Origin of the sequence: Pseudomonas sp. NPDC087029 (assembly GCF_044745345.1) — a bacterium.
GTDB lineage: Bacteria > Pseudomonadota > Gammaproteobacteria > Pseudomonadales > Pseudomonadaceae > Aquipseudomonas > Aquipseudomonas faucium.
In genome coordinates this window covers 23,110-36,326 of record NZ_JBIVAB010000015.1, presented here as the reverse complement: position 1 = coordinate 36,326, position 13,217 = coordinate 23,110, and the positions used below count along the sequence as shown (strand labels likewise).

Genomic DNA, 13,217 nt, shown 5'->3' with positions numbered 1-13,217 from the left:
GCCGGGGGGCGGCAAGCGCCCCCCGCTGGCCGTTTTCAGCGGCGCAGTTCCTGGGCGAATTGCGCTGCCTGCAATTGCAGCACCGCAGGCCCGCCGCAGAACGCGCCACGGCGCACGATCACCCGTTCATGCAGCGCCGCCGCCACCGCCGCGGCCGCATTCGGCGCCTTGAACAGCACGAAACTCGCCTCGTTGCCGACCTTCAGCCCGTAGTCCTGCTTGCCCATCACGCCGGCACTGGCCTCGGTCGCCATGTGCAGCGCCACGCGCAGTTCCTCGTCGGTGTTGAAGCCCGAGCGGTAGCTCACCAACATGGCCCGTTGCAGCATGTCGCCGTTGCCGTAGGGCCACCAGGCGTCCTGGATGTTGTCGTTGCCGGTGAACACCCGCACGCCACCGGCACGCAGGCGCAGCACCGGTGGGAAGGCGTGCTCGCCCGGTGCGTTGGTCATGATCGACACACCGGCCTTGGCCAGCACCTGGGCGGTGCGGTCGACCACGCTGTCGCTGACGTCGCCCAGGCCATAGGCATGGCTGACCGCGACCAGCCCTTGCATGCCCAGTGCCTGGGTGCGCGCGGCGATGCGTTCGAGCTGGGCGATGCAGATGTCGCCGGGCTCGTGCAGGTGGATGTCGACCTTCACGCCATGGCGCTCGGCGATGCCGAAGACGATGTCGAGCTGGCCCTCGGCGTCGCCGTCCAGGGTCGTCGGGTCGATGCCGCCGACCACCTGGACCCCTTCACGCACGGCTGCCTCCATCACCTCGGCGGTGCCGGGGCAGCTCACCACGCCGGCCTGGGGGAAGGCCACCAGCTCGATGTCGACCAGGTCCTTGCAGGTTTCACGGGCCTGGAGGATGGCCCGCAGGTTATCCAGGCCGGTGGTGGCGTCCACGTCCACATGGCAGCGCATGGCCAGGGTGCCGAACGAGGCGGCCTGGCGAATCAGCGCCTCGGCGCGCTCGACGATCGGCGGGGCGCTGGCCAGTTCGCGCTTTTCCACGGCCAGGCGCTCGCGCAGGCTGGCGACCACCTGGTGGGGGTGCCAGCGGTCGCCGACGAAGCTCTTGTCCAGGTGGATATGGCCGTCGACGAACCCTGGCAGTGCCAGCAGGCCTTCGAGGTCGATGGTTTCGCGGGCCGGCTCGGCGGCGCGCTGCGCGCCGAGGTGGCTGATGCGCCCGTTCTTCACGGCGATGTGCAGTGGCAGGCCATCGGCGTCGATGGCGTTGATGAACTCACGGTCGTTCATGGGAGGCCCTTGTGCAGCAGGGCCGGCTCGGCAGTACGCACCAGGCGAGCTGGCCCCTTTGGTTGTCAGTAGCGGTACACGGTAGGGAAGATGCCCGTGCCTCACAAATTAATTATCAGGATCGATTGCAGTGCGTTTCTGGATACAGCCCGGCAAACTTCGCCTGCATTAAAAAGCCCACTGCAGTCGATTTCGATATTTAACTTTCCAAGCTTTCGAACAGGCCCCAGGATTGACCGCGAACCGGCCTGAAAGCTGTCTATTACGGCACTGGCGGCGCGGTCGGTACACACAATAAAAACAACAGCCGTGTTCGGGGATCTGTTCATGATCAATGATTCCAGGCGCCTGCGCGCCGCCCTTATCTTCATTGCCTGCACTTCATTCATCGTCTGTGGCGTGCAGCCCATCTTCATGGGCTTGCTGACGGAACGCCTGAACCTGTCACTGGACCTGCAGGGCTGGGTGGTGTCGGTCGAGATGATCGGCATGACCCTGGGCACCTTGTTGTGCCCGCTCATGATGAAGCGCCATGGCGGGCGCAGCCTGTGCCTGCTGGTCGGCCTGCTGTGCGTGGCCTTGAGCATCGCCACCGCCTTCGCCACCACCCACACCGTGCTGCTGGCCGTGCGCCTGGCGGCCGGCACCTGCGCCGGGCTGGTGTATGCCTACGCGGTGTCGACCCTTGGCCGGCTGCCCAACCAGGACCGCTCGTTCGGCCTGATGCTGTTGCTGCAAACCCCGGAGTACTCGCTGTTTTCCGCCGCATTGCCGGTGCTCGCCGCGCAGAGCGGGGCGGTCACGGCCTTATGCTCGTTCGGCCTGTGGTACCTGTTGATCTGCGCCGCCGCCCTGGCCCTGCCGCGCCGCCCCGCAGCGCTGCTGGCCAGCGGCGAAGGCTCGCCGGCCCAGGGCGGCTCGGCGCGTACCGGGCGCACGGCATTGGTGGGCATGCTGTTCATGCAGATCGCCATCTACTGCGTGTGGGGCTTCATCGACCAGCTGGCACGCGACCAGGGCATCGACGGCGTGGACATCGGCTGGGCCTTCGGCCTGTCGGCGCTGGGCGGCTTGCCCGGGGCCGGGCTGCCGAGCCTTCTGGGTGCACGGGTCAACCGCCAGGTGATGATCGCCGTGGGCCTGGTGGCGGTGTTCATCTCCATCGCCATGCTCACCGGCCATACCCGCACGCCGACGCAGCTGTGCGTTGCGCTGCTGCTGATCAACTTCGGCTGGGTGCTGTCGCTGTCGTACTACATGGCGCTGATCACCACCAACGACCCGACCGGCAAGCTCACGCCGCTGGTCAGCATCACCCTGATGGGCGCCGCGGCGGTGACGCCTGCGCTGATCGCCATGCTGGTGGAAGGCTCCAACCAGCAGCTGATCTTCGTGCTGGGCACGGCGGCGCTGGTGATCGCGTTTGCCGTCACGTGCCTGGGCGCGGGGCCGAAGGCGCTGCGCGGCAAGGCCGCTTGCTGAACAGGCGTTCCCCCACCACCTCGTTGGCCAGTTCGATGAAGGCCCGTGCTGCAGCGCTCTGGTAAGCCCCCCGGCGCTGCATCAGCACGGCGGTGCGCTGCAGGCGCACCGGGTCCAGCGCAATGGCCAGCAGGTCTTCATGGGCCAGCGCGATGGTTGCGGGCAGCAGGGTGGCCAGGGCCGTCCTGCGCACGATTTCGATCACCGCGCTGATGGCGTTGGCCTCCATCCGCACCTGCGGGCGAATGCCGTGCTGCTGGCAGAAGCGGTCGATCTGCTCGCGGGTGGCGAACTCGGTGCCCAGCAGAATCAGCGATTGCGCGCTCAGCGCCTGCAGCCCGACGGACTGCGCCGTGGCCAAGGGGTGGCGGTCGTTGACCACCAGGGCCAGGGTTTCCACCAACAGCGGGGTGGCTTCGATGTCCTGGGCCTGCACCTGCTCGAAGGCGATCCCCACATCCAGCCCATCGGCGAGCAGCAGCGCCTCCATGCGCTCCTGGGACAGCTCGCGCACATCCAGGGTGATGTTCGGGTAACGGCTGTGAAAGGCCTCCACCAATGGGCCTACCAGGTAGGTGGTGAAGGTCGGCGTCACGGCAATGCGCAGCGCGCCGCGGCTGAGGTCGCCGACATCGTGGATGGCGCGCTTGGCTTCCTCCAGCTCCTGCGCCGCCCGCCGGGCATAGCGCAGGTACACCTCACCGGCATCGGTCAGGCGCGTGGTGCGCCCACTGCGGTCGAACAACTGCGCGCCCAGGCTTTCCTCCAGCTGCCGGACCTGCTGCGACAAGGCCGGCTGGGACACGTGCAAGGCTGCGGCGGCGCGGGTGAAGCTCAGGTGTTCGGCCACCGCGAGGAAGTACTGGATGTGTCGGGCAAGCATGGCTACTCACATAAGATTATCTGATGTACCTAATCATAAATGAGACTTTTACCTTATGTCATGCGCTGCGTAACCTTTGCCTCACACCACGCCAGACAGAGGCAACAGCCATGAAAGAGATCATCGACGGCTTCCTGAAATTCCAGCAAGACGCCTTCCCCGAGCGGGTCAAGCTGTTCAAGGACCTGGCCACCCAGCAAAGCCCACGGGCGCTGTTCATCTCCTGCTCCGACAGCCGCCTGGTGCCGGAGCTGGTCACCCAGCGCGAACCGGGCGAGCTGTTCGTCATCCGCAACGCCGGCAACATCGTGCCGTCCTACGGCCCCGAGCCTGGCGGCGTGTCGGCCTCGGTCGAGTATGCGGTGGCCGCGCTGCAGGTCGCCGACATCGTCATCTGCGGGCACTCGGATTGCGGCGCCATGACCGCCATCGCCACCTGCAAGTGCCTGGACCACATGCCCGCCGTGGCCGGCTGGCTGCGCTACGCCGACTCCGCCCGGGTGGTCAACGAAGCCCGCCAGCATCAGGACCGGCACAGCAAGGTCGAGGCCATGGTGCGCGAGAACGTCATCGCCCAGCTGGCCAACATCCAGACCCACCCCTCGGTACGCCTGGCCCTTGAAGAAGGCCGCGTCACCTTGCACGGCTGGGTCTACGACATCGAGAGCGGGCGCATCGACGCCTTCGATGGCCGCACTGGCCAGTTCCTGCCGCTGGCCGCCAACCCGCAAGTACACGCCGTATCCCATCAACCCAAGCACGTTGCCTGAACCATTACCCCAAGGAGACACCCCATGATCCAGTCCCAAGCCACCCAGAGCGTTCGCCAGGCCCTGACCGAAGTCATCCTCATGGCCAAGGCCCGCAAGGACCTGTCGTATGCGCAGATCACCGAGGGCACCGGCCTGTCCGAAGCCTTCGTCACCGCCGCCTTGCTCGGCCAGCACCCGCTGCCGGCCAGCGCCGCCCAGGTGGTCGGTGACAAGCTTGGCCTCGACGTCGATGGCATTGCCCTGCTGCAGACCGTGCCGGTGCGTGGCTGCATGGAGCGCGGTGTGCCGACCGACCCGACGATCTACCGCTTCTACGAGATGCTGCAGGTCTATGGCACCACGCTGAAGGCGCTGGTCCACGAGAAGTTCGGTGACGGCATCATCAGTGCCATCAACTTCAAGCTCGACATCAAGAAGGTCGAAGACCCCGAAGGCGGCTCCCGCGCGGTGATCACGCTGGATGGCAAGTACCTGCCGACCAAACCTTTCTGATACCCCGCTGATCGGCCTGGCGCACCACGGCGCCGGGCCTGCAGGAGTGAAGCGCATGGACCTGATCTTTCGAAGTGTGCGCATCGATGATGCGCAACCGCTGCAGGATGTCGCCGTGCAGGGCGGCAGGATCGCAGCGATCGCCCCGGCCATTGCCGGCCAGGCCAGGCAAGAAGTGCAGGGCAACGGCAAGGTGCTGATCCCAGGCTTCGTCGAGGGCCACCTGCACCTGGAAAAAGCCCACGTCATGCACCGCAAGGCCAACCGTTCCGGCACCTTGCAAGAAGCCATCGCCGTGACCGCCGCACTCAAGCCAAGCCTTACCCGTGACGACATCCTCGCGCGTTCCACCCAGGTGCTGCGGGCACTGGTGCAGGCGGGCAGCACCCATGTTCGCGCCCACGCCGAGTTCGACCCGGCGCAGGGCTTCACCGGCCTGGACGTGGTGCTGGAGCTGCGCGAAAGCTTCCGCGATTTCATCGATATCCAGGTGGTCGCCTTCCCCCAGGAAGGCATTCTCAAGCTGCCTGGCATGCAAGACATGATGGTCCAGGCGATGGAAAAGGGCGCCGATGTCGTCGGCGGCATCCCCTATAACGACAGCTCGCCCCATGAGCACATCGACTTCGTCTTCGACCTGGCCAAGCGCTTTGGCAAGGATATCGACCTGCACCAGGACTTTGCCGACGACGCCGAGCGCATGAGCATCGAATACGTGGCCCGCAAGACAATCGCCGAGGGCTACCAAGGGCGTGTCAGCGTGGGCCACCTGACCAGCCTCGGCGCGGTCGCCCCCGAGCGCCAGGCGCCGATCATCGCGCTGCTGCGCGAGGCGGGCATCAGCGTCATGTGCCTGCCCGCCACCGACCTGCACCTGGGCGCCCGCGGCGACAGCCACAACGTGCGCCGCACCTTGACCCCCGTGCGGGCACTGCGTGATGGCGGGGTGAACGTGTGCCTGGCGACCAACAACATCCGCAATGCCTTCACCCCCTATGGCACCGGCGACCTGCTGAACATCGCGCAACTGGCCTTGCCGGCCTGCCACCTGGGCGGTGCGGACGACCAGGCCACCTTGCTGTCGATGCTGACGACGGCGCCGGCCAAGGCGCTGGGGCTACAGGACTACGGGCTGGCCGTGGGCAAGCACGCCGACCTGGTGCTGCTGGACACCCGTGCGGTCAGTGATGTGGTGCTCGACCTGCCGGCGCGGCTGATGGTGCTCAAGCGCGGCAGGGTAGTGGCCACCTGCGAACATCGCCGCTCGGTGGGGTTCTGAGCGCGTGACGCTCAGTGCACGTTGCTGGTAACGGCGTTGACGCCCTCCAGCGTTGCAAAGGAGATGTCTTTGGCCGTGAGCAAGAAATCACTCATGTAGGGCACTTCGAGCATGTCACTGCGCACCGCCGCGAACAGCGTGGCCTGCAAGCCTTTGGCGCCCAGGCGCTTGGCGATGACATAGCCGCGTGTGGTGTATTCGTGCAGCGCCCAGTTCGGCAGGCAGCACACGCCCCGGCCGCTGGCCACCAGCTGCATCATCATCACGGTCATCTCGGCGGTGCGCACCTGGGCCGGTTCAAGGTCGGCCGGGTCGAAGAAGCGGGTGAAGATGTCCAGCCGGTTTCGCTCGATCGGGTAGGTGATCAGGGTCTGGCCGGCGATGTCGGCAGCTTCCAGGTAGGGCTTTTCGCGCAGGGCATGGTGCTTGTCGATGGCCAGCATCGCCTCGTACTCGAACAGCGGCACGTAGGTGATCCCGGGCAGGGGCAGCGGGTCGGAGGTCACCACCAGGTCGAGGTCGCCGCGCTCCAGGGCCGGCAGGGGCGCGAAGGAAAGGCCCGAGGCCAGGTCCAGTTCGATTTCAGGCCAGGCGCCGCGAAATTCGTCGAGCGAGGGCATCAGCCACTGGTAGCAGCTGTGGCACTCGATGGCGATGTGCAGCCGCTCCGCTGTGCCGCCCGCCAGCCGGGTCAGGTTGCGCTCTGTGCTGCGGATCAACGGCAGCACCTGGTCGGCCAGCTGCAGCAGCTTGAGGCCGGCGGTGGTGAAACGCACCGGTTTGGACTTGCGCACGAACACCGGCATGCCGATGCGGTTTTCCAGCTCGCGGAACTGGTGGGACAGCGCCGACTGGGTCAGGTGCAGGCGTTCGGCGGCCTCGGGCAGGCTGTCGGTTTCGCGCAGGGCATGCAGGGTGCGCAGGTATCTCAAGTCGATCATGGGCGAAGGCAAGCGCTCAGGCCGCGCCAGGCGCGGCGAGGTTGCAATATTGTCCTTTGTAGTACAGCAAGGGTTGAGTGGCGCCCGTGTCGTGCAGGTTCAGCGCTTTGACTTCGCCAATCACGATCAGGTGATCGCCGGCGGCGTGTTCGGCGTGGATTTCGCAATCGAGCCAGTGCAGGCTGCCGGCAAGCAGCGGGTTGCCCAGCGGCGAGGGTTGCCATTGCACGCCCTGCCACTTGTCGCTGCCCTTGCGGGCGAACTGGTTGGAAATGCCCACCTGTTCGCCGGCAAGGATGTTCACCGCGAACCGGCCCGCCTTGCGCATGCCGGGGTAGCTGGCCGATTCGCGCATCACGCTGAACGACACCAGCGGCGGGCTCACCGACACGCTGTGGAACGACTGGCAGGTGAAGCCGATCGGCTGCTCATCGACCAGTGAGGTGATCACCGTGATGCCGGAGGCGTAATGCCCGAGCGCCTTGCGAAAGCTCAATGGCTCGATGGCAATACTGGAAGGTGACATGGCAAGTCCTGAGGTTTGGCGGCCTTTAACGGCCCGAGAGTTCGCTGCGAACGATGGCTGCCCCGGCGCTCAGGGCATTGAGCTTGCCGCGCGCGACCTGGCGCGGCAGCGGGGCCATGCCGCAGTTGGTGCACGGGTAGAGCTTGTCGGCATCGACGAATTGCAGCGCCTTGCGCAGGGTGTTGGCGACTTCCTCCGGGGTCTCGATGGTGTGGCTGGCCACGTCGATGGCGCCGACCATCACTTTCTTGCCGCGAATGAGTTCGATCAGCTCCATCGGCACGTGCGAGTTGTGGCATTCCAGCGAAACGATATCGATGCTCGATTGCTGAAGCTTGGGGAAGGCTTCTTCGTACTGGCGCCATTCAGAGCCCAGGGTCTTCTTCCAGTCGGTGTTGGCCTTGATGCCGTAGCCGTAGCAGATATGCACGGCGGTTTCGCACTTGAGGCCTTCGATGGCCCGTTCCAGGGTCGCCACCCCCCAGTCGTTCACCTCGTCGAAGAACACGTTGAACGCAGGCTCATCGAACTGGATGATGTCGACGCCGGCAGCTTCCAGCTCGCGGGCTTCCTGGTTGAGGATCTTGGCAAACTCCCAGGCCAGTTTCTCGCGGCTCTTGTAGTGGCTGTCGTACAGCGTGTCGATCATGGTCATGGGGCCTGGCAGCGCCCACTTGATGGGTTGCCCGGTTTGCTGGCGGAGGAACTTGGCGTCCTCGACGAACACCGGCTTGCGCCGCGCGACGGCACCCACCACCGTGGGCACGCTGGCATCGTAGCGGTCACGGATCCTGACGGTTTCACGCTGCTCGAAGTCAACGCCGTCCAGGTGTTCGATGAAGGTGGTGACGAAGTGCTGGCGGGTCTGTTCGCCATCGCTGACGATGTCGATGCCTGCCTGTTGCTGCTCTTGCAACGCCAGGCGCAGGGCGTCCTGCTTGCCGTCGAGCAAGGCCTGATCCTGCAGTTTCCAGGGCGACCAGAGGGTTTCGGGCTCGGCGAGCCAGGAGGGTTTGGGCAGGCTGCCGGCAGTCGAAGTAGGTAACAGCTTATTCACGAGAAAAGACCTTGTAGTGTCTGAATGTCAGGCAGCGTAGTGGCTGGACCACTGCTCAAGTACCGCGCCGTAAGGTTTGATGAAGTGTTCTTCGACAAACCGCCCTTGTTCGATGGCCAAGCGGCTGCGTTCTTCCCGGTCATAAACAATACGCGTCAGCGAATAATCCTCGTGCTGCAAACTTGGCTGATAAGACGTGCCGGCGGCAGAGTTGGCGTTGTAGATTTCCGGGCGGTAGATCTTCTGGAAGGTATCCATGGTGCTGATGGTGCTGATCAATTCAAGGGCGGTGTAATCGCTGAGCAAATCACCGGCAAAATAGAATGCCAGTGGCGCAACGCTGTTTGCCGGCATGAAGTAACGCACGCTCAGGCCCATCTTCTGGAAGTACGCATCGGTCAGGGAATACTCATCTTGCTGGTATTCCTGGCCGAGCACCGGGTGCTGGTTTTCAATGCGCTGGTAGGTCTTGCTGCTGGACACGCTCAGGCAGATGACCGGCGGCTTGGCAAAATGCGCTTTATAGGCGCTGGAATTGACGAAGGCCTTGAACAGCTTGCCGTGCAGCTCGCCAAAATGTGCCGGTGTGCTGAACGCCGAGGCGCCTTGGTTGTGCCCCAGCAGCAATACGCTGAAGTCGTAATCGCGCACGTAGGATGAAAAATTGTTGCCCACCACGCCTTCGATGCGCGCGCCGGTGTGTCGGTCGACGATGCAGGTTTTCAGTATTTCGATCAACGGCAGGGCGTTATCGCTGCGTGCGGCATCCAGGGTCATTGCCACCGAAATGATTTCAAGCTCGACGCTGTAGCGGTCGCCTTTGGGATTGTCCCAATGGGCCAGTGCATTGAAGCGGTTATCGATCATGCGCAGGGTATTGCGCAAGTTCTGCTGGCGGCTCGCGCCCCTGGCCAAATTGGCAAAGTTGGTGGTGAGGCGAGTATTTTCAGCAGGCTGATAATGTTCGTCGAAACGAATGCTGTTGATCGCGAAGTTGAAAATGTCCTGCGTCATGATTGGCGGTCCCACTCGAATATTTATAATCGCTTAATTGAGGCGCATTTTAGGTTGAGGTATTGAGTGAGTGGAACTGAAACGAATTCACAAAACCTTTAGCCCTGTTCATGACGCACGCTGGGCAAACGTATTTATTGCCCGGCATCACCGGTTGCGAATGCGCTCGACAGGGTTTCAAGGCCGCGGAACAGGCGAATCCCCGCCTGCATGGCGTCGGCGTCGAGGATGATGATGCGCCCTTGCCTGACCGCCTCCATCTGCCGGGTCACCGGGTCGTTGCGCAGGAATTCGAGTTTTTTCTGGTGGTCGTCCGCCGGGAAGCGGCGGCGGTCCATGCGGGCGATGATGATCCAGGTGGGGTTGGCTTTTGCCAGGGTTTCCCAGCCGACCGTTGGCCATTCCTCGTGGGACTGCACGACATTGCGCACGCCAAGGGTCTGCAGCATGAAGTCGGCCACCCCTTGGCGGCCGGCCACGTAAGGGTCGAGGGCAAGGTCGGCGCTGGAGAACCAGAACAGCGCCGAGGTGTTCGACAAGTCCTTGCCGGCGAGCCGTTGCCGGGCATGTTCCAGCTGCCCCTGCAGCTGTTGGTTCAGCGCCTCGCCGCGGGCCTGCACATCGAAGATCGCCGCCAGCTGGCTGACACTTTTGTAGAGGGTCTCGATCCTGAAGGGCTGGGTACGGGTACCGTCGGCGCCGACCAGGTTGTCCTTGCCTTCGCAGTCCGAAGGCAGCAGGTAGGTCGGGATCTTCAGCTCGGCGAACTGCTCGCGGGTGGCGACCGCGCCCTGGGGGCCGACCATCCACTCGAACTGCACCGTCACCAGCTGCGGGCGCTTGCCGACCACGGCCTCGAAGCTCGGTTCGTTGTTGGCCAGGCGCTCGACCTTGGCGTCCTGCGCCTGGAACTCAGGCAGCACGTTGTTGAACCACAGCGAGGAGCCTGCGAGCTTGCTGCCAAGGCCCAGGGCATAGAGCATCTCGGTGCCGGCCTGGCCGATGCTGACGGCGCGTGCCGGGGCCTGGGCAAAGGTCTGCGGCGCACCGCAGTTGTCGATCGTCAGGGGGTAGTGCGTGGCGCCAGCCTGGGCCAGGCCTGGCAGGCTCAATGCGCCGAGCAAGGCAGCGATGCGGGGCAGCATGGGGCGATCTCCTGTCGAACGTTGCGCGGCACAGGCGCACGGACAGGCATCACCTTGCCCCGTGCAGGCACGGGGCAGGCCCAGGGCAGGGCAGAGGATGGCCATCCCGGACACCCCGCCGGTTGGTGAATGTGTGCCGGCAGGTCTCCTGACTGGTGCGTCATGGCCCGGCTCCTGCCTTCCCGGACAGTGTCCAGTGGCGTTTCAGGAGCGGGCTCGGCACCTACAGTTGCGGGGGCAGTTCCGTTTGGCTCGCATGCGGGCGAGCGACGGATTCCCTATTAGTTCCGTGATGAAAACCGGCGGGCGGCATCCTAGACCATCTGCCAGGCGATGGACAAGGGCGTGGGCCTACTTGCTGGCAATCGACTGGTTCGGCAATGGGCAGCTCTGGTCGTTGAGAAAGTGCGATTTCTTCAGCCAGTCCTGCTGCGGGTAATAGGCGAACACGTAGCTGCCACGCTGCAGCGTGTCGATCAGCTTGCCGGCGATTGCCGGGCGCACCGCAGGGCAGCCCTGGCTGCGGCCCAGGCGGCCGAGCCCGGGCACCACCTTGGGGTCGGCATAGGCGGCGGCATGCATGACGATCGCCCGCGACATGCTGTTGTCGTTGAACCCAGGCTCCAGCCCCTGCAGGCGCAACGAGCGGCCGTGCTTGCCGCTGTAGGTCTGGCCGGTTTCATACAGGCCGATGGAGGACTGGTAGCTGTTCGGGGCGTTGGAGAACGTGCTCGGCACATCGGCGCCGCTGTTCTTGCCGTGGGCCACCCACTCTTCGAACAACAGCTTGCGGGCGTTCAGGTCGAACACCCACAGGCGTTTGTCACGCGAGGCCTTGGAGTAGTCGATCACCGTCAGCAACTTGCCCGGGTCGTTGTGGCTGGCGCAGGTGTAGGCGGTGAGTGCCAGGGCCAGGGTCTCGACGCTGGCGTTCGGCGCCAGTTGCTGCAGTTCGGCGGCGCTGGGCAGTGATTGCGCCTGGGCGGGTAGCCAGGCGCCGAGGAAAAACAGGCCAATACTGGCCGCTGAGAGCCGCAGGGCTCCCCGCAAAGGTTCGAACATCGACATGGATTATCCTGTTGAAGACCTGTCTGGGGTCGCAAGCAAGATCAAGCGAAGATTCAGCTTGATTGAAGGCCAAAGGCCGCTACTTTGCTTGAAATTCACAGGTTTGCCGATCATTTCTTGACCAATGGCTTAGCATCCTCGCCGTCGTCGGTGCTGATCACGGTGAATTGGCCGTTGCTGCGGGTATCGCGGGTGGAGGCCCAGTCGGTGATCACCAGCATGGTGCCGACGTCCATCGCCGCACGCAGGTGATGGCGAAATTCCGGGCTCATGTTCAACTGCCCCAGCTGCTCGTAGGGCGTGTCCCCGTACTCCGGGTTGCTCAGGCCCACTACCGACCAGCGCAACGGCAGCGCGCCGTCGAGTGCCAGGGCAGACGGTTTTTGCAGCAGCGAATACACCGCCATGCCGCTGCGATGGCGGCTGCTTTCCAGGGTCAGGGCCGGCGCCGAGCCAATCAGCTGGCCGCCGCGAAACACGTAGGCGCGAAGGTCGGCGCGGCTGATCAGGATCGACAGCGGCCCGGCGGCAGGGTCGGGGTCGTTCCAGAACTGCTGGTTGTTCAACACCAGCGGGCCCTGGGCCTTGCCATCGCTGACCGTCGGCGCCAGCACGCCCGGGTGGTAGACCTCTACCGGGGCACTGTGGGTGTCGGAGACGATCACGGTGGTCGAGCTGAACCCGGTGACCTCATACAGCTTCTTGGCAAATTCCATCGGCAGCCGCACGCAGCCATGGGAGGCGGGGTAGCCCGGCAGATGGCCCGCGTGCAGGGCAATGCCGTCCCAGGTCAGGCGCTCCATGTAGGGCATGGGGGCGCTGTTGTAGAGGCTGGATTTGTGCTCGACCTTCTTCTGCAGAATGCTGAACACCCCGGTGGGGGTTTCGCGCCCGGCCTTGCCGCTGCTCACGGTACTGACGCCGATGGCGATGCCATTGCGATAGACGTAGGCACGCTGCTCGGTGAGGCTGATCACCACCGTGACCGGGCCCACCGGCGAGACTTGCGGGTACCAGAGAAACTGGCCCGGCTTGAGGCTGTCGAGTTGGCTCCTGAGCTGGGCCGGGCTGGGCACCTTGAGTGGGGCTGCCGTGGCCAGTGCGCCGGCAAGTAACAAAGCCATTCCTAGCGATACACGCAACATCGATTCCATCCTCATGGCGCCATGCGCGCAGCTTAATCGCAACCTTCGTTATCCGGCAAATCAGTGCAGTTTTGCCAACTAATCCCACACCCGCGCTATTGCAGTTATTCCAAATCAATCTGTCAGCCAGCCACTTCGCTTCGATTATTGCGCCCGGTC

The 13,217-nt window shown here is 64.4% G+C and carries 13 protein-coding genes and 1 riboswitch; of the genes, 4 read left to right on the top strand and 9 right to left on the bottom strand.

The features are described from left to right. Positions 1 to 35: 35 nt before the first annotated feature. Positions 36 to 1,253: an amidohydrolase family protein gene (locus tag ACIPG5_RS20725; protein WP_401377743.1), complete on the bottom strand. Its 1,218-nt coding sequence runs from the start codon at positions 1,251 to 1,253 to the stop codon at positions 36 to 38. Between the two features lie 327 nt (positions 1,254 to 1,580). Between ACIPG5_RS20725 and ACIPG5_RS20720 the strand changes: the two genes are divergently transcribed. Beyond that, entirely contained in the window at positions 1,581 to 2,735 is a 1,155-nt protein-coding gene (locus tag ACIPG5_RS20720) for an MFS transporter (RefSeq protein ID WP_401377740.1), read from the top strand. Here the strand turns inward: ACIPG5_RS20720 and cynR are convergent. Further along, complete coding sequence (cynR, locus tag ACIPG5_RS20715) at positions 2,683 to 3,618, bottom strand: transcriptional regulator CynR (RefSeq protein WP_401377738.1); 936 nt, start codon at positions 3,616 to 3,618, stop codon at positions 2,683 to 2,685. The genes ACIPG5_RS20720 and cynR overlap by 53 nt on opposite strands. 110 nt (positions 3,619 to 3,728) lie before the next feature. On the opposite strand from cynR, the gene ACIPG5_RS20710 reads away from it, so the two are divergent. Genes ACIPG5_RS20710 through ACIPG5_RS20700 form a run of 3 tightly spaced genes read left to right on the top strand, consistent with a single transcriptional unit; the run spans position 3,729 to position 6,162 of the window. After that, on the top strand, positions 3,729 to 4,388 hold the full coding sequence (locus tag ACIPG5_RS20710; protein ID WP_401377735.1) for a carbonic anhydrase: 660 nt from the start codon (positions 3,729 to 3,731) through the stop codon (positions 4,386 to 4,388). A 24-nt stretch (positions 4,389 to 4,412) separates the two neighbouring features. After that, positions 4,413 to 4,883 carry a cyanase gene (gene cynS / locus ACIPG5_RS20705; protein WP_176517572.1) on the top strand — a complete coding sequence of 157 codons (471 nt, stop codon included), beginning with the start codon at positions 4,413 to 4,415 and terminating at the stop codon, positions 4,881 to 4,883. Between the two features lie 55 nt (positions 4,884 to 4,938). Then, complete coding sequence (locus ACIPG5_RS20700) at positions 4,939 to 6,162, top strand: amidohydrolase family protein (RefSeq protein WP_401377732.1); 1,224 nt, start codon at positions 4,939 to 4,941, stop codon at positions 6,160 to 6,162. Between the two features lie 11 nt (positions 6,163 to 6,173). On the opposite strand, the gene ACIPG5_RS20695 is transcribed toward ACIPG5_RS20700, so the two are convergent. The 7 genes from ACIPG5_RS20695 to ACIPG5_RS20665 all read right to left on the bottom strand — a co-directional run bounded on the left by ACIPG5_RS20695 (position 6,174) and on the right by ACIPG5_RS20665 (position 13,058). Continuing rightward, positions 6,174 to 7,103 (bottom strand): LysR substrate-binding domain-containing protein, encoded by a 930-nt coding sequence (locus ACIPG5_RS20695; protein ID WP_401377730.1) that lies wholly within the window; start codon positions 7,101 to 7,103, stop codon positions 6,174 to 6,176. A 16-nt stretch (positions 7,104 to 7,119) separates the two neighbouring features. Beyond that, complete coding sequence (locus ACIPG5_RS20690) at positions 7,120 to 7,629, bottom strand: flavin reductase family protein (protein ID WP_401377728.1); 510 nt, start codon at positions 7,627 to 7,629, stop codon at positions 7,120 to 7,122. 25 nt (positions 7,630 to 7,654) lie between these two features. After that, complete coding sequence (locus ACIPG5_RS20685) at positions 7,655 to 8,686, bottom strand: methionine synthase (RefSeq protein WP_401377725.1); 1,032 nt, start codon at positions 8,684 to 8,686, stop codon at positions 7,655 to 7,657. Between the two features lie 27 nt (positions 8,687 to 8,713). Continuing rightward, positions 8,714 to 9,700, bottom strand: coding sequence for a DUF1852 domain-containing protein (locus tag ACIPG5_RS20680; RefSeq protein ID WP_401377909.1), 987 nt, complete (start codon positions 9,698 to 9,700; stop codon positions 8,714 to 8,716). Positions 9,701 to 9,834: 134 nt separating this feature from the next. Further along, positions 9,835 to 10,845 carry an ABC transporter substrate-binding protein gene (locus ACIPG5_RS20675; protein WP_401377722.1) on the bottom strand — a complete coding sequence of 337 codons (1,011 nt, stop codon included), beginning with the start codon at positions 10,843 to 10,845 and terminating at the stop codon, positions 9,835 to 9,837. A gap of 120 nt (positions 10,846 to 10,965) precedes the next feature. Continuing rightward, positions 10,966 to 11,164: riboswitch (cobalamin riboswitch) on the bottom strand. A 32-nt stretch (positions 11,165 to 11,196) separates the two neighbouring features. Then, positions 11,197 to 11,913 carry a murein L,D-transpeptidase catalytic domain family protein gene (locus tag ACIPG5_RS20670; protein ID WP_176517578.1) on the bottom strand — a complete coding sequence of 239 codons (717 nt, stop codon included), beginning with the start codon at positions 11,911 to 11,913 and terminating at the stop codon, positions 11,197 to 11,199. Between the two features lie 110 nt (positions 11,914 to 12,023). Beyond that, a complete protein-coding gene (locus ACIPG5_RS20665; protein WP_401377719.1) occupies positions 12,024 to 13,058 on the bottom strand; it encodes a L,D-transpeptidase in 1,035 nt (344 codons plus the stop codon). Between the last annotated feature and the right edge of the window lie 159 nt (positions 13,059 to 13,217).

What these genes read in the sequence shown, in the direction of transcription:
- ACIPG5_RS20720 (WP_401377740.1), top strand. Translation starts at nt 1,581, where the DNA reads ATGATCAATGATTCCAGGCGCCTGCGCGCCGCCCTTATCTTCATTGCC.
- ACIPG5_RS20690 (WP_401377728.1), bottom strand. Translation starts at nt 7,629, where the DNA reads ATGTCACCTTCCAGTATTGCCATCGAGCCATTGAGCTTTCGCAAGGCG.
- ACIPG5_RS20680 (WP_401377909.1), bottom strand. Translation starts at nt 9,700, where the DNA reads ATGACGCAGGACATTTTCAACTTCGCGATCAACAGCATTCGTTTCGAC.
- ACIPG5_RS20700 (WP_401377732.1), top strand. Translation starts at nt 4,939, where the DNA reads ATGGACCTGATCTTTCGAAGTGTGCGCATCGATGATGCGCAACCGCTG.
- ACIPG5_RS20695 (WP_401377730.1), bottom strand. Translation starts at nt 7,103, where the DNA reads ATGATCGACTTGAGATACCTGCGCACCCTGCATGCCCTGCGCGAAACC.
- ACIPG5_RS20725 (WP_401377743.1), bottom strand. Translation starts at nt 1,253, where the DNA reads ATGAACGACCGTGAGTTCATCAACGCCATCGACGCCGATGGCCTGCCA.
- ACIPG5_RS20670 (WP_176517578.1), bottom strand. Translation starts at nt 11,913, where the DNA reads ATGTCGATGTTCGAACCTTTGCGGGGAGCCCTGCGGCTCTCAGCGGCC.
- cynR (WP_401377738.1), bottom strand. Translation starts at nt 3,618, where the DNA reads ATGCTTGCCCGACACATCCAGTACTTCCTCGCGGTGGCCGAACACCTG.
- cynS (WP_176517572.1), top strand. Translation starts at nt 4,413, where the DNA reads ATGATCCAGTCCCAAGCCACCCAGAGCGTTCGCCAGGCCCTGACCGAA.
- ACIPG5_RS20675 (WP_401377722.1), bottom strand. Translation starts at nt 10,845, where the DNA reads ATGCTGCCCCGCATCGCTGCCTTGCTCGGCGCATTGAGCCTGCCAGGC.
- ACIPG5_RS20665 (WP_401377719.1), bottom strand. Translation starts at nt 13,058, where the DNA reads ATGTTGCGTGTATCGCTAGGAATGGCTTTGTTACTTGCCGGCGCACTG.
- ACIPG5_RS20710 (WP_401377735.1), top strand. Translation starts at nt 3,729, where the DNA reads ATGAAAGAGATCATCGACGGCTTCCTGAAATTCCAGCAAGACGCCTTC.